This is a genomic window from Shewanella donghaensis, assembly GCF_007567505.1.
GTDB classification, from domain to species: domain Bacteria; phylum Pseudomonadota; class Gammaproteobacteria; order Enterobacterales; family Shewanellaceae; genus Shewanella; species Shewanella donghaensis.
The window spans coordinates 2326580-2346084 of record NZ_CP041783.1 but is presented as its reverse complement, the minus strand read 5'-3'; the positions used below and the strand labels follow the sequence as shown (position 1 = coordinate 2346084).

Annotated in this window: 17 protein-coding genes; 4 read left to right on the top strand and 13 right to left on the bottom strand. The window is 40.6% G+C overall.

Annotation, left to right across the window (positions count from 1 at the left end; translation table 11 throughout):
* Positions 1-51: 51 nt before the first annotated feature.
* The 6 genes from pepN to FPK91_RS09930 all read right to left on the bottom strand — a co-directional run bounded on the left by pepN (position 52) and on the right by FPK91_RS09930 (position 6703).
* Positions 52-2685, bottom strand: coding sequence for an aminopeptidase N (gene pepN / locus FPK91_RS09955; RefSeq protein WP_144210956.1), 2634 nt, complete (start codon positions 2683-2685; stop codon positions 52-54).
* A 104-nt stretch (positions 2686-2789) separates the two neighbouring features.
* The gene (gene lpoB, locus FPK91_RS09950) at positions 2790-3383 is read right to left on the bottom strand and encodes a penicillin-binding protein activator LpoB (protein ID WP_193559187.1); all 594 of its coding nucleotides are present in this window, start codon (positions 3381-3383) and stop codon (positions 2790-2792) included.
* Positions 3384-3509: 126 nt separating this feature from the next.
* A complete protein-coding gene (locus FPK91_RS09945) occupies positions 3510-4877 on the bottom strand; it encodes a COG3014 family protein (protein ID WP_168926919.1) in 1368 nt (455 codons plus the stop codon).
* A complete protein-coding gene (def, locus tag FPK91_RS09940) occupies positions 4877-5413 on the bottom strand; it encodes a peptide deformylase (RefSeq protein WP_144210950.1) in 537 nt (178 codons plus the stop codon). Before def ends, FPK91_RS09945 begins: the two co-directional genes overlap by 1 nt.
* Positions 5414-5503: 90 nt before the next feature.
* Positions 5504-5716: a SlyX family protein gene (locus FPK91_RS09935; protein ID WP_144210948.1), complete on the bottom strand. Its 213-nt coding sequence runs from the start codon at positions 5714-5716 to the stop codon at positions 5504-5506.
* Positions 5717-5737: 21 nt separating this feature from the next.
* A complete protein-coding gene (locus FPK91_RS09930) occupies positions 5738-6703 on the bottom strand; it encodes a WD40 repeat domain-containing protein (protein WP_144210946.1) in 966 nt (321 codons plus the stop codon).
* A gap of 149 nt (positions 6704-6852) precedes the next feature.
* Here FPK91_RS09930 and fkpA point away from each other — a divergent pair, with 149 nt between their 5' ends.
* A complete protein-coding gene (gene fkpA / locus FPK91_RS09925) occupies positions 6853-7605 on the top strand; it encodes an FKBP-type peptidyl-prolyl cis-trans isomerase (RefSeq protein ID WP_144210944.1) in 753 nt (250 codons plus the stop codon).
* An 81-nt stretch (positions 7606-7686) separates the two neighbouring features.
* On the opposite strand, the gene FPK91_RS09920 is transcribed toward fkpA, so the two are convergent.
* Positions 7687-8655, bottom strand: a complete 969-nt coding sequence (locus FPK91_RS09920) for a zinc transporter ZntB (protein WP_144210942.1) — start codon at positions 8653-8655, stop codon at positions 7687-7689.
* A gap of 254 nt (positions 8656-8909) precedes the next feature.
* On the opposite strand from FPK91_RS09920, the gene FPK91_RS09915 reads away from it, so the two are divergent.
* Positions 8910-9281, top strand: coding sequence for a YacL family protein (locus FPK91_RS09915; protein ID WP_144210940.1), 372 nt, complete (start codon positions 8910-8912; stop codon positions 9279-9281).
* Between the two features lie 128 nt (positions 9282-9409).
* Here the strand turns inward: FPK91_RS09915 and FPK91_RS09910 are convergent, their stop codons facing one another.
* Together FPK91_RS09910 and narQ are read right to left on the bottom strand one after the other, a co-directional pair.
* Positions 9410-10039: a response regulator gene (locus tag FPK91_RS09910; RefSeq protein WP_144210938.1), complete on the bottom strand. Its 630-nt coding sequence runs from the start codon at positions 10037-10039 to the stop codon at positions 9410-9412.
* Positions 10032-11768, bottom strand: a complete 1737-nt coding sequence (gene narQ, locus FPK91_RS09905; RefSeq protein WP_144210936.1) for a nitrate/nitrite two-component system sensor histidine kinase NarQ — start codon at positions 11766-11768, stop codon at positions 10032-10034. Before narQ ends, FPK91_RS09910 begins: the two co-directional genes overlap by 8 nt.
* Positions 11769-12015: 247 nt before the next feature.
* Between narQ and nrfA the strand changes: the two genes are divergently transcribed.
* Positions 12016-13410 carry an ammonia-forming nitrite reductase cytochrome c552 subunit gene (gene nrfA / locus FPK91_RS09900; protein ID WP_168926918.1) on the top strand — a complete coding sequence of 465 codons (1395 nt, stop codon included), beginning with the start codon at positions 12016-12018 and terminating at the stop codon, positions 13408-13410.
* Between the two features lie 115 nt (positions 13411-13525).
* A complete protein-coding gene (locus FPK91_RS09895) occupies positions 13526-13951 on the top strand; it encodes a GFA family protein (RefSeq protein ID WP_227006725.1) in 426 nt (141 codons plus the stop codon).
* Positions 13952-14006: 55 nt separating this feature from the next.
* Here FPK91_RS09895 and FPK91_RS09890 read toward each other — a convergent pair whose 3' ends face one another.
* The 4 genes from FPK91_RS09890 to lpxL all read right to left on the bottom strand — a co-directional run bounded on the left by FPK91_RS09890 (position 14007) and on the right by lpxL (position 19480).
* Positions 14007-15614 carry an insulinase family protein gene (locus tag FPK91_RS09890; protein WP_158638078.1) on the bottom strand — a complete coding sequence of 536 codons (1608 nt, stop codon included), beginning with the start codon at positions 15612-15614 and terminating at the stop codon, positions 14007-14009.
* Positions 15615-15670: 56 nt separating this feature from the next.
* Positions 15671-17083: a M16 family metallopeptidase gene (locus FPK91_RS09885; protein WP_144214304.1), complete on the bottom strand. Its 1413-nt coding sequence runs from the start codon at positions 17081-17083 to the stop codon at positions 15671-15673.
* A gap of 295 nt (positions 17084-17378) precedes the next feature.
* Positions 17379-18344: a L,D-transpeptidase family protein gene (locus FPK91_RS09880; protein WP_405127359.1), complete on the bottom strand. Its 966-nt coding sequence runs from the start codon at positions 18342-18344 to the stop codon at positions 17379-17381.
* A gap of 209 nt (positions 18345-18553) precedes the next feature.
* Positions 18554-19480 (bottom strand): LpxL/LpxP family Kdo(2)-lipid IV(A) lauroyl/palmitoleoyl acyltransferase, encoded by a 927-nt coding sequence (gene lpxL / locus FPK91_RS09875; protein WP_144210931.1) that lies wholly within the window; start codon positions 19478-19480, stop codon positions 18554-18556.
* Between the last annotated feature and the right edge of the window lie 25 nt (positions 19481-19505).

The window sequence follows — 19505 nt, the reverse complement described above, 5'->3', positions numbered from 1 at the left end:
TTTCACCTTGGTATTAGGTAAGTGTTTAATTTTTTCACCGTATATTACTCACTATTTGGCTAATACTTCACTCATGGTCACGCAACGCTGTTCTTTTTGGCGGGTCTCTAATAAGGCGCGCCGGGTCATTTTTGATAAGTCAGTTTGTGTATTTAAAACCTGATTCAAAGCGTCGATATTCGCATTGGTGCATGCCGTAGGTATCAATGCTCGATTGTAGGCTCGCATAAACACCGGACCTTTATTGTCTAATTCAACAAGGTTAGCTAATCGCTGCTCTGCGGTTGCGGCACTCAATAGCTTTTGCTCACTTGGATAAAGATAATTCATCGCGACACGCTTTTTTGAAAAAGGCAGTTGGGTGTCATGCTCTATTCTATGTAACCACTCACGTTTCAGATCCGCTTGTGGGCGGCTAGCCTCTGCTGCAATGGCAGACTTTTGGCCGCTATCGCTTCTATCTAGCTTGCTTTCATTCTCGAGCAGTGCAGCTCTTCTTGGGTAGTCATGTCGATTTAATTGGATGATGATTTTCCAACGTAAATCCTGGCTGATATTTAAACCTTGAATAGGAGCGTTACCTGCCAAGATATCTGCTAAGTGACCAAGTGCTGCATTGTCGCTGGCTAGTGTTATATAAGCATCAAACCAACGACGCTGAAAGTCGGCATCCTTTTGATGTTCCATGGTCATGCGTAAACTCATTTGAGTCAGTGCTTTGCTGACTTTTTTTGCATAAGCTTGATGGTTTGGTGCCATGCTATTTAAGGTGTTTTGGGCTTGTTTTAAGTAGTCAATCACTTGGCCTAAAATGGTGTAGTCTTTTTCTTTGGGCGCATTGACCAGTGCGACATTAATAAATTGCTCGATTGATGAATGACCATCGCTGACACTGTCCCACATGCTTTGCCACAACATTGAACGAAGTAAGGGATCACTTATCTTATTCAGTTGTGCCTTAGCTGTTTCAAAAGAGCGCTCATCGAGCTCGACTTTGACAAAGCCCCAATCATCAAAGTTGGGGTAAACCAAATCAGGGCAATATTCGCCAATCAGCTCTGGCACTTCAGTTACAGCGCCTTTATAAGTTACGGCAACGGTTTTCCCTTGGTGTACCAAGTGGCGACTGGCTCTAAATAGGGCGACTTGAACACGTTGCTCCCTTAAGGTTGGTAAGTCCTTACTTGGTGCTGTTTGTATAAGTGAAAACTGGCTGATGCGATAGTTTTCACATTGGTATTGCGCTTTTAAGGTGTTTACACCCGCTTGATATAACCAATCCTGAGTCCACTGAGTTAAATCGCGGTTACTTGCTGTAGCAAGGCTATTGATAAAGTCATCTAACTCGGCATTTTGATAACTATATTGTTTGAGATACTGCTGGACGCCTTTTTGGAAAGTCTCTTCTCCTAGCAAGTGTCTTAGTTGTTTTAAAGCCGATGCGCCTTTTGAGTAAGTGATAGCATCAATATTATCAAAAGCATTACTGCTACTGGCTACAGGCACTTCAATGGGGTGAGTGGTCACTAGGCTATCTTGCTCATAGGCACTTTGCTTGCCTGTGGCGTAAAAAGTACGCCAAGCATGGTCAAACTCGGTCGCTTCGCTTGTGGCTAAAGTCCCCATGAACGACGCAAAACTTTCATTTAGCCATAAGCCATTCCACCATTTCATCGTCACGAGATCGCCAAACCATTGGTGCGCCATCTCATGCATTATCACCCCCGCTAAACGCTGTCTTTGCGCCGCTGTCATAGTGTCTTTATACATGAAGCGGCTTTCTGCAAAGGTAATCGCGCCAGCGTTTTCCATAGCGCCATAGAGGAAATCAGGTACTAGTAGTTGGTCATATTTTTTAAAAGGGTAGTCAATATCAAAATAGTCATCAAAGAAGGTTAAGCCTTGTTTCGTGTAGGTAAACCAGTCTTCAGGACTGACTTGCTCAGCAACGGATTGACGGGCAAATAATCGCATTGGATATTTGCCTGAGCTGTCTTCCCAAACATGGTAAGGACCGGCATGCATTGAAAAATTATAAGGGCTGAGTTTAGGCGTAGTAGGGAAAGTCCAAATCTGGCTATTACCGATATCTTCAACATGAGTTTCACGCATAGTACTGATGACATGCCAGCTCAATGGTGCTTCAACGGTAATTTGGTAGGTTGCTTTTAAATCTGGTTGGTCAAATACGGCAAACATCTGTTGAGCCGCAGCAGGTTCAAAGTGCGAATATAGGTAAACATTGCCATCAACAGGATCTTTAAAGCGATGTAAGCCTTCACCATTGGTGCTGTGCTCGCGGCTGTAGCCTATTTCGATACTGTTTTGACCAACAGATAATAATCTAGGGTTAATTGTTAAATATGCGCCGTTGTAATTGGGATAAATATTTTGACCGTTAATCAGTAATTTATTTATATTGGCTTTGTTTAAGTCGATAGTTAACGCTGATTCAATGCTTGAAAGGGCGAAATTCATCTTGGTTACGCCACTAAACTGAGTTTCTCCAGTTAAGGTAAAGCTCAATTGATAACTCACTTCGGAGACTAAATTTGAACGAGACTGGGCTTGTGCCTGAGTGATATTAGCGCTGCCATCTCGCTCTTTTATATTGGGGGCTGTGGCAGTACAGGAAAATAAGCTACCGCAAACAATGACTACCAAAGCTGACTTAAACAAGTTCACAAATTCTTCCCTAAAATGATGAGATATTATTTTTATTATTCATTAAATTTTTGGCTATAAAAAAGCCGACTTAACGTCGGCTTATAATTGTAAAACGAATAGGCTTACAAGCCTAAGAAAGATTTCGATTTAACTTTACGGATTTCTTTTTCGTCAGACCATTCGATTAAGCCTGTTTCAAGATCCATAAGACGCATGGTCATTTTGTAGTAAACATCTTTAGTGCTACCGTCTTGCTTCACGATGCTAGAAAGGTTGCCGTAAAGCATGTACTGAGCACCAACTTGGCGACCAAACTTAATCGCAGTTGATGGGTCAACCATACCTGCATTGTTTTGGTAATCAAGTTGCTTGCGTACTGAGTCAACTTTCGTCATATCGATAAAGCGGAATTTACCTGAACGAAGCAATTTGTTACTGATGGTATCTGTTACTGATTCAGTATCGATGTGCTCTGAGGTTTTGTTTTTGATTTTATCAACGAACATAATCGGACGATCGTTTTGAGTCATCACAATGACTGGTGGGAATGTCAGCATGCTATCAACCATTTTAGCGGCAATGGCTTGAAGATCTGTTGAACCAAAGTTTTCATTAACGGTTTCAACTTCAGTGGCATCACCATACTCAACCTTTGATTGACACGCAGATAGCCCGATTACAGCAGCTAAAACAAAAATCAGTTTAAAATGTTTCATAGTAAGTTCCATGTTTGATAAGACTTAAATTAGTCAAATTGAGTTAAATGTTGAATAAAAATCGCGTTAAGTAAATTGTCATTAAAAAATGTCGTTAAAAATTGTCGTAATGAATAGGTTGTCGAATTAAATTATTATTGAATAAAAACGGGTTTGATTGCCAGTTTCTATTACCCAAATTAAGGTTGCACGGTTAGGTTTCACATCAATTTTTGCAGCTTGGCTGTTGCCTAAGCGCACTTGATATTCGCCAGGTTCAATATATTTGCGCGCAATTTGTGCTTGGCTTGGCAAGGTTAGCCAGCTACGTCTATCAGCTTGTTCTGTCACGACGTTAAATATCTGCATTAATATCGCTGCGGCATCGGCTTCATTGTTGCGGCGTTTACTGCTACTTTCAACGCTGCGAGCCATCTCTGATTTAGTATAGACACGAGCAGCTTGTCGAACCAATGCGCCTGGTAAATCTTCTTTCAATGCATTAATAGCTAAGGCATCAATATTGGCAATTGGTTCCGCTTTTAATACTGTTCCGAGCCCTTGAATGATGGAAGGCTGAATTGCCTGCCTATTAGGTTGGTAAGTGGCTAATGACACAGTTTGCCAATTTCCATGAATAGTAAACGGCACTGTGAGACTTTGTTTTTCTGGCACAAACCCTCTTTCTACTACCATAACGACCTGACCTTGGCCTTCTTTAGGCAACACAGCATCACCCCAACGACGTTTAAACTCATCGTACTGCGGCATTGAAAGTTGCTTGGCTAATCTAACCAGATCTTGTTGTAAATATTTGTTGTTAGGCGTTATTTGGGCAGCTTTTCGATAATCAATATAAGCATCGTTGGGCTCACCTAGTAATTCATGTAGCAAGCCGGTGGTGTAATAACTATAGGCATTTAAAAATGAACTGGTCACAGTACCCGCTGCAGAACCTAATTTATTCATTTCAGCGTCAATGGTGCCATTAGCCATTGCTTGCACTGAACTTTGTGATTTTTGGTAACGGTTTTGTTCACTGGTTTGCAGTTGATTACTGCGCCTAACTTCAATTAACGCGCCTTGAGCATCGCCGGCAAATAAATAATTGAAAGCTTGGTATTGGTGCACCATGATCCGTTCGTAACCTGGGCCGCGATAAGGTATAGCATTATCGTTTAATACCAAGCTACTGGCGGTAGCGGTTAAATCTGATGCGCTAATCACCGCTCTGTCGTCAAAGGCTTGATAGGCTTTGATTGCTTGTTCATAGTAGGTTTTACTGCTATCAAAATCCCCAGAAACTTGGGCTACTCTGCCTGCTTCTTGGGCATAAAGTAAACCGTCGTTAGAATCAATCTCACTGGCTAGCTCATTAAGCTTACTCGTCGGTGTTGGGCTGCTTAATTGCTGTTTAATGGGTGCTATTTGAGAGGGGTAATTGATGAATATGCTATTAAAGGCGCAACCAGACAACAACATTGGCAACAGCAGCATACAGAGTAGTTTTTTCATTAACATACGTCTTGTAACCCTGAGTTGTGTTGCTCTAATGCGGAGACTTGATCTGGCATGTTCATTCTTTCAAGCAAAGTGATACCTTGTAAATGATCAAATTCGTGTTGGAATATGCGAGCAATAAAGCCACTTAATTGCTGTTCGACCACATCGCCAGCTAATGTTTGGTACATCACTTTGATGTGTTGATGTCGAAAAACTGCAACTCGCTCGTTTTCGATAGATAAACAGCCTTCAATCGAAGACTCCATAGCTAATGAACGAGCAGTTATTTTTGGATTAATCACAATGGTTGGAACTGTGTTTGGTGCGGACGGGTAACGTTCATTAGGCCTCGAGTACATGATAAATACTGCTTTATCACTAAATACTTGAGTGGCAGCTAAACCTACACCATTTGCCGCAAACATCGTTGCCATCATATCTTCAGTAAGCTTAACCAGAGCTTGATCAAACGTAACCACGGGCTTTGCTTGGCAAGCTAAAATAGCCTCGCCTGTTTGAGCTATCGTCATGATGTTACTGTCTGGCATAAAATCCCTTACTGAAAATCTAGGTTAGTCATCCATAAGCTAGCCTAATTTTATGTGAATAATTAATGAGAAGTAATTTCTAAACAAAAATTAATAATGCGGCGGTGGTGCTTCATCTGCTTGAGATGCCATATTGCTCGGCTCAATAGCCTGCAGTTTATTGAGGATGAATGACAACTGGTGCTGCTGAAAGGCAACAAGGTCATTCAGTTTAATTACTTCTTGGTTTAGCTCTTCAATGGTCACTTCTTGAAAAGCGACCTTAGTTTCTAAATCATCAAACTTTTGTTGTACATCTTGCATTCACTTCTCCAAAGCATGGCGCTATTTTAATATGCCCCATGTTTCTACTAAACCTTGATTACTGATACTGATGACGTTCTGATTGTCATCACTTGCAATAGAGTATACAACGGCGCCTCTATTTTGACTGTTTTTAGTGAGCTGAATTTGTCTTGTTGCTTGTTTTTTACCTGTTTGGGTCTGCCATAAGATGATTTCTTTAGAGGGTGAACCGGTAATAAGTTGCTCATCTTGGTTTATGAAACGAGCGCTACTAAACGTCATTTGGCGACGATTTATCGCTAATTGGGATTTTATTTCGCCAGTATCATTAGAGTAAATATAACCATGCCCTTTTATATCACTGGCAAAACTCAAACTGCCACTTTTATTAAGTTGAACTTTACTCATGCGAGATTCAAGCTGCCATTGTTGTATGGGTTGCCCAGTTTGCGCTTGCCACAAAATAACCGAACCATCGTTTGAACCTGTTAATGCAGTTTGGCCATTGGCTGAAATCGATACACTGGATACACGTTCTTGATGGCCAAGAAACTTGATTAGGCTTTTCTCTGGAGCTAATGACATGACAGAGCCATCGATAAGTCCCACTAGTGTTTGGGCATTATTGGCAATGGCAACAGACTGAGCCGAAACGGGTAATGACCACCAACCAATCGATTCCCCGGTTTCAATATTCCAAATGGCTAATGAGTCACTACTTAGCGTTGCAGCATATTGAGCGTTGGCAGAAATAGCCGTATCAAATACATTGTTATCGCTAATATTGTCATTTGAACCATGCTGCCAGCGATATTTTAAACTTTTGGCCTTGAGATCCCAAAATTGGACCCCATTACTTGAAGTACTAACAAGGGCATATTGGGCATTTTCAGATAGGCTGGCGCTGTAACTTGAATCATTAGTCACACTAAAAACGTTTTCAGCGGCAGGACTGCAGCCAACGAGTGAGCAAATGCAAATTATCAGCATAATTATCCGAAACATGAACTTACTCCTTTAAATGTTGTCTTAATGGCTGCCATATCTTGCTGGCCATTGCTAAAAACACTTTAATTAGTATAAAGTGGCCAAATATATACGAATTTTATATCCAAAGGTTATTGTAACCGCTAAAGGGTGCTGAGGAAGCTTTAATGAAATCTATTTACAAATTATCGTTAGTTGCATTGGCCGTTGTTGGTCTAACAGCTTGTAATGAAGAGCAAGAAGTTGTTGCTAAGAAAGTTGAATTAACAACTGACGCGCAAAAAGAATCTTACAGTGTAGGTGGTTCAATTGGCCGTTATATGGCTGGCCATATCACTGAACAAGAAGATTTAGGTTTTCCAGTTGATAGAACGTTAGTTATCCAAGGTTTCAGCGATGGTCTAGCAGATACATTAGAGCTGACTGAAGAAGAAATGCAAGTTGTTCTTCAAGGTTTAGATACTAAGTTAAGCGAAAAACGTACTGAGCAAGCGGCATTATTAGCAAGCGCAGCAGTTGAAGAAGGGAAGAAATTCCTTGAAACCAATAAAGCGAAAGAAGGTGTTGTAACAACTGAATCAGGCTTACAGTACGAAGTACTAGAAGCGGGTACTGGTGAAATGCCTGTTGCTGCTGATACTGTTGAAGTACATTACAAAGGTACTTTAATTGACGGTACTGAATTTGATAGCTCTTACAGCCGTGGCGAACCAGCTAAGTTCCCACTAAACCGCGTTATTCCTGGTTGGACTGAGGGTGTTCAATTAATGCCTATCGGTGCTAAGTACAAGTTTGTTATCCCGTCTGAATTAGCATACGGCGAGCAAGACACTGGTACTATTCCAGCTAATTCAACTTTAGTATTTGAAGTTGAATTATTATCTATCGAAAAAGCCGCTGTAGCACCTACTGCACAGTAATTTTTCGACCAATAAAAAAGGACGCTTAATGCGTCCTTTTTTATTGCTTTAAAATCAAAATATGTTCGTTATGATATGTAATTACAGCCATTTAAAACGATAAAACAACCACATCTGTAGCGCTATTATTACAAATAGACCCGCGCAAAACAGGCTAAAAGCCAGGCTATTATCAGTACCCGGTATTCCACCGATGTTAACCCCAAGCAAACCGGTTAAAAACCCCAATGGCAAAAATATTGCTGAGATCAGTGACAGAAAATAAAGCCTTTTATTCAATTGTTCCGATTGCACCGATTGCAACTGCTCTTGAGTCACACTGGCTCTATCACGAATCGCATCCAAATCTTCAATAACGCGAATGAGCACTTCATTTATTTCTCGTACTCTTAGTTTGTGTTCTGAACTGAACAGCATGTGGCTATCATTTAATAAGCGTGAAAAAGCATCTCTTTGGGGAGAAAAGTAGCGTCGTAAGATGACCGTTTGCTTGCGAAGTTCAGCGATGTCCGAGCGCAATGTATGGCTTAGTTGTTCGGTAACCTGTTCATCGAGATTATCCAGTTCATCTTCAAGATTATGAATGAGCTCAACTTTGCGATGAGTTAATCGTTCACATAACGAGATGAGGAAATCAGCACTCGAATCAATGACCCCAGGGGTTGAGATAATTTGCTCAGCAATGTCTTTTACTGATTGTAATTGGCGCTCACAAGTTGAAATAATGCGATGTTGTTGCGCAAAGATCCGCATTGATACCATATCTTCAGGCGCAGAATTGGGGTTGAGATTAACCCCGCGCAATGCCATTAAAATGCCATCGTGAGAACTTACGGTTCTTGGCCTGGTGTGCTCAGCCAGCAGGGTATCTGTTTCGGTTGGCGGTAATTGTGCGTCATTAACCCACTTTATTGCATCATCAGCGCTATATCGTAAATGAACCCACAATAGGCCATCTTCTGGCTGCCAGTGATTAACTTGTTCAGGGGTGAGGCTTTGTCCTGCATTTGGCCCTGATAGCAATAAGCAATATATAAAACCTGTTTCCATGCTATTCCTTATACCAAGATGGTATCTGTCCTTTGGTGTTGCGCTGATTGATAATACCTATGTAAGTCATCGTATCATTGAGTCATAAAAACTCACTATATTTTTGGTTAGCTATTAATTCGTTTTTTGTTGGGTATAGCATCGGTATTGATCAAGTGCAGATATAGATAATTTTGTTGATTTACTCACAGTAACTAAGCAGTTTGCGCCTACATAAGTTAAAATGACCTAAAGCCATTTAGTTGAGTTGTACCATGGAATATGAATTTCGCCGTAATAGTCTAGACGGCACCGTGTTTGCTGAGTTCAGTATGGAGCACGTAATCTTAGGGCGTTTTTTTGCTGAGCAACTTGGCACTAATAAAGAGCAATGTCTTAATATACTGCTTAAAATTGAGCAAATTAGAGCCAGCAAAAAAGTGGATTGGTCTTGGCAAAGTAACGACCTTTCTATTGCTATCGATAATGAACAAGTACGCGTTTATACCAATGCGATTGATTTTGATGAAGAGTTTGAACTTGAAGACTCAATGAATATGTATGATGCTGAATCTGAAGCCTTTTGTGGTTTAGAAGATTTTGAAAGTGCATTAAAAAGCTGGATTGAGTTTATCTCAAGAGCCTAATATGAGTGATTAATCATATTTTACAGGCACAAAAAATGGATGAGGGTGTTAACCGTCATCCATTTATTATTCACCGAAAATCTGTAATAAGATTGAGTGACTAGCCAAAAGTGATTATTAGCTCATACTTAGTGATTTAAGTACCTTACGGCCATTTCAGTTCTTGATTTCGCGTTTGCCTTACGTAGTAAGTTTTTAACGTGAACTTTCACCGTTCCCTCACTGATGTGCAAGTCTTCAGCGACAACACGATTACTTTTACCTTCGGCAAGTTCTTTCAGGATCTGTAACTCTCTCGGCGTTAAAGAGGCAATCCAAGTCTCATCATTATCAGCATTTTTCAGTTCATAAATATAATCTTCAACTTCAGTGCTAATAACGCGATGTCCAAGCATGGCCTTTTTAAGCTGTTCTAATAATAAATCAGGCTCAGTATCTTTTAGTAGGTAGCCATCAGCGCCAGCACGCAGCAGTCTTACAACGTCTTGTTTAGCATCTGATACCGTTAAAATAACGATACGTGCAGTTACGCCTTCTTGACGCATTGCATTTAACGTATCTAAACCTGTCATGCCTTTCATATTAAGATCGAGCAAAATAATATCTGGCTCATCTTCACCGATTGCTGTTAACGCATCTAACCCTGTTCCAGCTTCACCAAATAATTTGAAATCACTATCAGAGGTGATCAGCTGACAAATACCACGACGAAGAAGAGGATGGTCATCGACTACAAGTACTGAATAAGGTTTACCCATTTAGAGGCTCCTGCTGGGGTGGAAATACGAGGGAAACAGTTGTGCCGCCCTGCGGATTATTTTCAAACTTTACCGTGCCGTGCAATTTTGTTGCACGTTCATGCATTATTCCAATACCAAAATGCTGATCGCGTTCTTTTAAATGGGATACGCCAATACCATCATCTTTAATATTGATGTGTATCATACCAGAGTCTGCTAAAAAACAATCAATTTCTATTTCAGATGGCTGCGCATGCTTAATAGAATTAATAGTGGCTTCTCGGGTTAAATGCAGTATATGAATATGCTGGTTCGAGGCAAGTAAGTGCTGTGGTAACTGATAATTTAACTTGATATTGATACCGGATTGCTTGCGTAGATCACTCAGCATAACCTCAATAGCTTGGCCGAGGTTAGGATCTTTAATGACTAACCTGAAGGTTGATAGTAGTTCACGTAACTGCACATATGCAGTACTAACACCTTCATTTATATCGTTTAATTGAGACTCTATTTTTTCAGTTCTTTGTTCGGGAGTAATTTGCTTTCTTAGTAAACTCACCTGAATTTTTAAGTAGGATAATAGTTGCCCTAATGAATCGTGTAGTTCCCGGGCAATAACCGCTCTTTCTTCCATTAATGCCAATTGCTGACGTTCTTCAGTAGCATTGTGTATCACGATAGAGCGGGTGAGCATCATGGCAAAATTGACAAACAAAACATTATTAAGAGGTTTAAGTGAAATAACTTCCAGATAACCCAAATTTTTATCTTCAAGCTGAAGGTTATATTTTACTGGTTTATGGTTTGAGCCATCTTGATAGATATTTAAAGAGTCAGGCCAGCCTGTTTCCGCTTCTATTGAATCAATGGAATCATCAGCGTGTTGTACAACCAGTCTTAAATAATCTAATGCTTCAAATCTTTGTAATTGATTAAGTGCGGAGCCTAGAGCTTTGTAATCAAGTCGATCAGCATGAAGGGTGATTAAGTTGTCGTATAAAAAACTCAGCTCATTGTTGGCACGTGTGAGTGCAGTAGTTTTTTCATTTACTTGACCTTCCAAATCTTGATAAAGCCTATCAAGCTCTGAGGCGGTCTTTTTAAATGCCTCGCCTAATGCATAAAGTTCCATATATTCAGATGGAGGGACCTCAACTTTAAACTTTCCTTTGGAAATAGAATTAGCCACGTCCATCAATCGTAGAATAGGGAGTACCATTTTTTTACGGGTATACCGAGTTGCTACACTGGCAACGACTATCATTAAAAACAAGCCAATGATTTGTCCTATGACTAAGATACGTAACTTCAATGCCGCAAAGCGCTCCATTTCTAGCACTAGCAAATCAATCGTATCGACAAAGTCTTTTAGTGCTGCAGAGTAAAGTTGATTTTGCTCGTTATCAATAAATGCCCGCATGTGTTGCCACTTATCAATGACTAATAAATATTGATCTGAAAGTTCTTTGGGGCTGTACCACGCCGTTGAGCGTTCTAAGGCTTCTGAATGTAAGGTTTGTTCAAATTGTTTGATTCTTTCGTCTACTACATGTTTTTCACTATCCAAAGTCAACTTTAGTCGATAGCTTTGCATTCGCAGTGAGCCTGAAGCATTAATAGCACGGGCATCCCCAATACTAAATGAGAGATTTATTATCGAGTAGACTGCGAGGCTGGAAGAAATAAAAATTAAGACTAACATTAGTCTAAGGATTGTAGATGTGAGGCTGCCTCTTTTAACCATTTATTATCCAACTTGAGTAGTGTTTTGTTTCAAAGTAAGCACTATTTTACATTAGTGATTACTGTACTATGTTAAAAAATATCAAATATGTGACATACAACATATTAACATATTGATCTAGCGCAAGCTTATTACCTAATACCCATAAAGGGGTATTCTTAATTGAACCTTAAATGGATAAGTTTGTTCATGGAGATATCGTGATTATTTAGATAAAAATGTAACACGGAGATGAACGGTGATGAAGATGAATGGAAAGATTGTTGCACTAAGTGCATTATTAGCAACGAGTTTTGCTATGACTAGCGCAATGGCTAGTGATAAAACAGAGCCTCGTAATGAAGTATATAAAGATAAGTACAAGCTTCAATATGAAACTTGGCACGCAACCTCTGAAAGTGATGAAATTGTTGATGTGTTAGCTCAAGATCCAAACCTTGTTGTGTTATGGGCAGGTTACGGCTTTGCTAAAGATTACAATAAAGCACGTGGTCATCATTATACAGTGACTGACTTACGTAATACATTACGTACTGGTGCACCAACAGGCCCTGATGACGGCCCAATGCCTATGGCATGTTGGAGCTGTAAAAGCCCTGATGTACCTCGTATGATTGAAGAGCAAGGCGAAGACGGTTACTTCAAAGGTAAATGGTCTAAAGGCGGTCCTGAAATCGTAAACAGTCTTGGCTGTGGCGATTGTCATGAAAAAGGTTCACCAAAACTACGTATTTCTCGTCCATATGTTGATCGCGCTCTAGAAGCAATTGATAAGCCATTTGATAAAGCTTCTCGTAAAGACAAGCAATCTATGGTTTGTGGTCAATGTCACGTTGAGTACTACTTCGAGAAAACTGCTGATCGTAAAGGTTATGTGAAATTCCCATGGGACAACGGTACTACTGTTGAAGATATGGAAGTTTACTACGATGCAATTAAATTTGCCGATTGGACTCACGCTATTTCTAAAACACCTATGCTAAAAGCTCAACATCCTGGTTATGAAACTTGGATGCAAGGTATGCACGGTAAGAACAACGTAAGTTGTACTGACTGTCACATGCCACGCGTTGCTAAAGCAAATGGTAAAGGTAAGTTCACCGATCATAAAGTGGGTAACCCATTTGATCGTTTCGAAGAAACATGTGCAACTTGTCACGAAGGCAAGACTAAAGAGTTCATGATGGAAGTAACACATGCGAATCAAAAAAGTGTTACAGAAATCAAGCTAAGAGCTGAGACTCAACTTGTACACGCTCATTTCGAAGCTGGCGCAGCTTGGGATGCGGGTGCAACTGAAGCTGAAATGGAACCTATCCTAATGGATATCCGTCACAGCCAGTGGCGTTGGGATTTTGCAACTGCATCTCACGGTGTTGCTGCACATGCTCCAGCTGAAGCATTACGTATTTTAGGTGGCGCTGTTGATAAAGCCGCTGATGCACGTATCAAACTTGCTCAACTTCTTGCTGCTAAAGGCGTGAAAATGCCAATCGCTATCCCTGATATCTCTACTAAAGAGAAAGCACAGGAAGCACTAGGCATGGATATGGACAAAATGAATGCTGATAAGCAAAGATTCTTAAAAGAACTTGCGCCAAAGTGGGATGCTGAAGCTGAAAAGCGTGAAGCGACTTACTAATTAGCACTATTACTTAGGTAATTATGTCTCCTAAAAGCCCTCTGATGAGGGCTTTTTTTTTGCGTTTAATTTATGCTTAAATAGTGTTTCAATATTCTATGGTTGGAGGATGAATATGATGGAAAACACGGAAGATAAATTGACGGTAATAGCAGGCGGTTGCTTGTGTGGCGGGATTCGTTATCAAGTGAATACTGCGCCATTTGATGCTGATTATTGTCATTGTATTCAATGTCAAAAGTCATCAGGTGCGGTGTTTCAAGCTTGGATGGATTTTAAATTAGATCAAATAACCTGGCTTACTGGCGTTGTTACTGAGTATCAGTCTTCTGAACATGTCTCAAGAGGTTTTTGCGTTCAATGTGGTTGTTCAATAAGTTATCGAGATGACCGATATCCAGATTATTTTACCTTAACGATTGCTTCACTAGATAACCCTAGGCTGGTTAAACCGACTTATCATATTCATACCAAGAACCAAGTAAGCTGGCTTAATATTACTGATGATTGTAGCCGCTATGAAAATGAACGAGTGAAGTGAGCTCTTAAATGCACCAATAAACGTTAGCTCTTCTTAACTTGAGCTGCAAGCAATATTAGTTCACCTCGACAAGTTTAATCTGCCATGTGGGGAATTTTTGCTGCAGATCGATAGTGATTTTATCTGCATCGCCCCGTAAGACAATAACAGGGTCATTTAAAGTGGCTGTTTGTGTCATGACCAATAATTCTTGGGGTGTAAGTTTGCTTAACTGCATTAACCCTTGATCAAATTCTGCTGAGGCTTGGTTTTCTAGAGCTTGGTTCTTCAGCTGTTGGGCGAGTGGTTGTTTGTTTTTTAATGCTTTGTTTCTCAATATCTGATTTATATAGAGGCTTTCTTTGCCAAAGGGTCTATCGATAGTGAGTTGTTGCTTACCAATGAGGTAGGTGGCTGCTGAATTGATTTCTTGTTGTGGCGTGAGTTGCTCACTGATAAGCGCTAAATGATCTGTCATGCCTTTTAAAAATGCACCAGAGTTCGCTAAAGCGGTGCTACCATAAAAATACATATATTGGCTCAATGGCGCATCAACGCAGCCGCCATAAACGCCATAGGTTAATCCGCGTGTTTCACGTAAGTCATAAAACAATCTTCCAGAATATCCTCGACCGAGCAATGCCGCGATTATTTTACAACTATTAGCATTTTGACTTTGATAACCTGAGGATTCAGTTAACACACCAACTCTCACTTGGGTTTGTACCGTGTTAGGTGCATCGATTAAATAGAGGGTTTTCTCAGTTTTTGCTTTCTCTGAGCTAGCTTTATATGAATTTGCTTCGTATGAGCCAAATTCTTCAGCATTAGCTTCTTCAGCGTTAGATTGTTGGTTATTAAAGCGCTTTTCTGTGGATAAACTGCTGTTAGGGCTATATTCGGTAAGCCAGCTAGGGAAAAAATTCGCTGGCTGTGCCTTTTCGACATCTGCATGAGCTGCTAATGATGCCTGCTGAGGGGTAAATAGGTGCCATTGCATCTGGCTTCTGATTTGAAGGTGTAGTGTTGAAAGCTTGGCTTTATTTAACTCATTAATTATGGCGTTGTTATCGATATTTTGATTATAAGGATGCTGCTCACCAAGGAGCTTTTTTCTAAATACGGTATCAATTTCAGCACCAGTGAAAGCGCCAATATGCTTATTGAGCTTAAGACTGCGTTGAATACTGTCAATATTGACCTCATCAAGCACACCTTTATCCCAAAACTGCCACAGCAGGTTGCTCTTAACTGCTGTTGGTGCAAAACAACTGATGGTGATGCCAATGCTATGTAAGCTGGCTCTAAAGCGCATACTGTCATAACAGCTAGCTTCTAAGTTGGTTAAGTCTTCATTATTGGTAATGGCTTTTCTATGTTGCTTAAATGCGGCAACTAAAATGTCAGGGTTTGCTATTGGGGTACTCTTTGAAATACCGATGAAGTAAAGCGAATTGGCCTGCTGATCTGGCTGCTGATTGTGATTATTTTCATTCAACGGCCATTGGTGCAGGAAACTATTTTCTGTCAGTTGGGTAGTTTGTGGTGCTTGCATCGCATTGGCTTTTAATGGAGCAACCTTAGGGGCTAATGGCAATGCAGTAAAGCTGGGTAAGTTTGGCGGCGCAGATGGAGTAAATTTGATCGGTGCATGTTGGCAACCGAGTTGAGCCCATATGAGCATAAATATGCTGGCTAGTCTTAAGGGAAACCTTGTGATTACTATTGAGTCTATTAGTTTCATAATGCCCACTTTTCGATTGATTCAGTAAAACCTTCAGGTAACCATTCAAGCAGGGTCTTACCCCATCGGATATACCACGATGGCAGTAAATCAAGGCGAACTTCTTTATTGATAAAGTATTGGTTAGCGACCCTTTTAAGATCATCGCTAGTGACCTTTGCTGTTCTTTGCCAAGGCTGAGTTAATGGAAAGTATTTATCTCGAGTGGATGTTTTTGATAAATACACTGCCAACTGCTGACTATCAGTAAAGCTGATAAGAGAATCATTAAGGGAAACACTTTTTAGTTGGCATAGGGATCGTGGTTCAAGACCCTGACTAGCCACTTTTTCTAATAGTGTACTCACCATTTCGTTGAGCTTATCTAAAGACGTGTTAGCTCTTGGTACTAAAACAAGATTGGTGACACCATGGTTTTGCATCGTTAAGGGTACTGAATAGCTCAACATATGGGGCGGGTTTTCGAGAGTGGCTTTCGTTAAGGCATTAGCAATATTTTGAAATAAGTAACTTTGCAGTAATGATACCGCTTCAAAATCTGCATCTTGCTCGCCTACGGTATGCCAAGCAAGTAATAATGCTGGCCAAGGTCCTCGCCCATCAATAATTTCCGCATGGGTGGCTGTTAATTGGCTAGATTCTATGTTGATTTTAGTAAATTTTTGTTTTGGAATATCAGGGTTCTGCCACTGTCCTAAATAGTCTTCAAGCCAATCGCTGGTTTTATCGTTGAGTTGACCCACCAATGACATTTGCATGGCATCAGGGCGGTAATAGCGTTGATGGAATTCCACTAGCTCTTGTGCTGTGGCACTTTTAACATCTTCGATGCTGCCAATGATGGCATGCCCGTACTGACTCCCTGCGACTTGAGATAACAGAAACTCCATCGCTTCACGTATGTAAGGCTGGTTATCAATGGTCGTCGCCATTTCCTCTAATACCGCACCTTGTTGGTTTTGTACTGTAGTGGCAGAAAGAACTGGCTTGATAAATCTATCTGACTCTAAAAATAGGCTTAGCTCTAATGCTTGTGCTGGAATGGTTAAATAGTAATTGGTGTAGTCGAAGTGGGTACTTGCGTTGAATCTCGCACCAAGCGCGCTCATTTGTTGTGGATAGCTATCATTAGGGGCATTTTCACTGCCTTTAAACAGTAAATGCTCAAATAGATGGGCATAGCCAGTTTGGCCTGCTTTCTCATTTCTGGAGCCGACATTAAATTGCGATGCGATTGAAACAGTATTCAGGCTAGGTTGATGGACTTGTCTAATAATAAGACCGTTCTCAAGTTCAGTGAGTGTAACTTGTCGTTCTATGGAATGAAGTTTCGCGAGCGGTTGTGAAAGATCACATTGGCTTGATGCCTTTGGTTCGCTTGCTGTCGATGCTTGTGTAATAGCGGACATTAACAAGATAGGTAAGCTGACAAAAACGCACAATGAAGATGAATAAATAGATTTCAAGCTGCTACCCAGTCGATGAATTTTAACCGTTCATTTAGGTTACTGAGTATAGATAAAGAGCTCAAGAGTTATTGTTAGCAGCGACTCACTTGATGTTGTTTATTCTGAGGTGGTAGCGAGTTTTAGGGATGGGCGTTTATAGAGATAGGAGTTATTAACACAAGCACAATAGGCGGTATTATACCTATGTGCTTGTGCATGCTGTTTCTAAATTGATTTTGAGTTAAGTGAGAAGACCTTACTCAGAATCAAAAGGTTGAACCATTTCTTCAATTTGAGCTTGTTGTTGCATGCTATTGATCCGTGTTGGCAGACCTGTACGTTGCTCTAATAAGCGTTTTAGCACAAATGAATCAGTATCAGCGTTGGCGACAATAGCCGTGATTTTTTTATCCAGCGTTAAAGGCAGGGGCTCTGATGAGTCAAATTGCTCTTGGGTCTCAGATAAAGGCTGGTGTACTTCTAAATAGCGATTACCGTCTGGCTCAATGGTGGCTTTAATCGGTTGATTAACAAATTCAACACGAGTACCAACCGGTACAGTATTGAATAGATGTTCAATATCATCTTCACGTAATCTTACACAGCCTTGGCTGACTCTGAGTCCAATGCCAAAAGAAGCGTTGGTACCATGTACTGCGAATAAATTACCCACGTATAAAGCAAATAAACCCATTGGGTTATCAGGGCCCGCTGGCCAAACATCAGGAAGTTCTACACCTTTTTCGGCATAAATCTCACGGGTACGTTTGGTGGGTGTCCAAGTCGGATTGGCACGTTTTCGGTAAACTTGGGTTACCCAATTCTCAGGTGTGTCACGACCGACTTGGCCAATACCAATAGGCAAAACCTCAACGATGTTAGTGCCTTTTTTATAATGGTATAAACGCATTTCAGCGCTATTGATCACAATGCCTTTGCGGGGGGCGTCAGGTAAAATAAGCTGATGCGGAATAACTAGAGTGCTGCCAGGTTTTGGTAGATAAGGATCAACACCAGGATTGGCTTCTAGCATGTTGCTTAAACCCAGTTGGAATTGGGCCGCGATAGCCTCTAAAGTCAGCTTACCTTCAGGGACTACATAGTATTGGTTCTCACCAATTAAACGACTATCTTTAGCTGGCATAGCATATTCAACAGCGGTGGCTTTAACGCTAAAAATTACAGTAGAGACAATAATTAAACTGGCACAAAAAGACTTCATCATATGCTGGATTCATTCCTATGAGAGCTGTGCTCACAATGGTTTACTTGAGAATTATAAAAGTGCTCCTGCAGGATAAATCTCAATATCTGGTGAAAACTCAAACTAAAGTTTTGCTTTTTATATCAAAGAATACTTGATCATTTTAACGCCGATTTCAACTAATGTAAGTTTCTAAAGGCTTATTTCCCTAATATTAACACATGCTGTTATTTATATAGCGAAGGTGTGTCTTTTGTCGGTCGAGTTTTAAAGCGGCGATGCAGCCACATATATTGCTTTCTGTTGCGATCGATTAACTGTTCGACAATTTTATTACCGCGTATGGCATCAGTCAGCTCATCTTCGCCAGGGAAGTGGCCAAGTGGGGCTAATATTTCCATATTATAACCAGTGTCACTATCATTACGTTCAACAAAAAAGGGTAATACTTTGGCTCTACCTAACTTTGCTAATGTCGTCGCCCCAGTGATGGTTGCCGCATCTGGCACTTCGTATAAAGGGATGAACACCGCACTTGAACGACCGAAATCTTGATCGGCGGTATACCAAATAACATCAGGGTTACGAAGACTTTTTACCATTTTACGTAGATCGCGTTTAGGTACTAAACCTTTATTTGATCGCAGGCGACCGTTCACCTGCAAATATTCCATAACGGGATTATCATGAGGTCTATAAACGCCGATACCGGGTTGAAATTGACCGAACATTCTTGCGCCCATTTCTAAAGGTAAACAATGTACTGCGAATAAAATCACTCCTTGACCACTATCAAGGGTATTACGCACATGTTCGTCGCCTTTAATGGTCATGTGTTTTCTGACTTTTTCATCTGACCACCACCAAGCGTTGATAGTATCGAATAGTGCTTTGCCCGTTTCTTCAAAGTTTTGTTTAAGGAGAGTTTCACGTTCTTCAATAGGCATGTCAGGGAAGCAAAGCTGTAAATTACGCTCAGCAGTATGCTTGCGACTGGCAGCTACTTTCAGCACCAAACGTCCTAAAGCTTTGCCTAAAGTCATTTGCCAGCTAAGAGGTAATAGTTGTGTTAGCTTCATTAGGCCAACACCTAACCATAAGGGCCAATGCTTGGGATGTAATAAATGTGAGGAGAATTGTGCTTTATCTATCACGACGAACTCATTCAAAAATCAAAAT

Bases quoted from the DNA above. Each gene is read 5' to 3' on its own strand.
- lpoB (WP_193559187.1), bottom strand. From the start codon at position 3,383: ATGAAACATTTTAAACTGATTTTTGTTTTAGCTGCTGTAATCGGGCTA.
- FPK91_RS09945 (WP_168926919.1), bottom strand. From the start codon at position 4,877: ATGAAAAAACTACTCTGTATGCTGCTGTTGCCAATGTTGTTGTCTGGT.
- def (WP_144210950.1), bottom strand. From the start codon at position 5,413: ATGCCAGACAGTAACATCATGACGATAGCTCAAACAGGCGAGGCTATT.
- FPK91_RS09935 (WP_144210948.1), bottom strand. From the start codon at position 5,716: ATGCAAGATGTACAACAAAAGTTTGATGATTTAGAAACTAAGGTCGCT.
- FPK91_RS09930 (WP_144210946.1), bottom strand. From the start codon at position 6,703: ATGTTTCGGATAATTATGCTGATAATTTGCATTTGCTCACTCGTTGGC.
- fkpA (WP_144210944.1), top strand. From the start codon at position 6,853: ATGAAATCTATTTACAAATTATCGTTAGTTGCATTGGCCGTTGTTGGT.
- FPK91_RS09920 (WP_144210942.1), bottom strand. From the start codon at position 8,655: ATGGAAACAGGTTTTATATATTGCTTATTGCTATCAGGGCCAAATGCA.
- FPK91_RS09915 (WP_144210940.1), top strand. From the start codon at position 8,910: ATGGAATATGAATTTCGCCGTAATAGTCTAGACGGCACCGTGTTTGCT.
- FPK91_RS09910 (WP_144210938.1), bottom strand. From the start codon at position 10,039: ATGGGTAAACCTTATTCAGTACTTGTAGTCGATGACCATCCTCTTCTT.
- narQ (WP_144210936.1), bottom strand. From the start codon at position 11,768: ATGGTTAAAAGAGGCAGCCTCACATCTACAATCCTTAGACTAATGTTA.
- nrfA (WP_168926918.1), top strand. From the start codon at position 12,016: ATGAATGGAAAGATTGTTGCACTAAGTGCATTATTAGCAACGAGTTTT.
- FPK91_RS09895 (WP_227006725.1), top strand. From the start codon at position 13,526: ATGATGGAAAACACGGAAGATAAATTGACGGTAATAGCAGGCGGTTGC.
- FPK91_RS09890 (WP_158638078.1), bottom strand. From the start codon at position 15,614: ATGCTCATATGGGCTCAACTCGGTTGCCAACATGCACCGATCAAATTT.
- FPK91_RS09885 (WP_144214304.1), bottom strand. From the start codon at position 17,083: ATGTCCGCTATTACACAAGCATCGACAGCAAGCGAACCAAAGGCATCA.
- FPK91_RS09880 (WP_405127359.1), bottom strand. From the start codon at position 18,344: ATGAAGTCTTTTTGTGCCAGTTTAATTATTGTCTCTACTGTAATTTTT.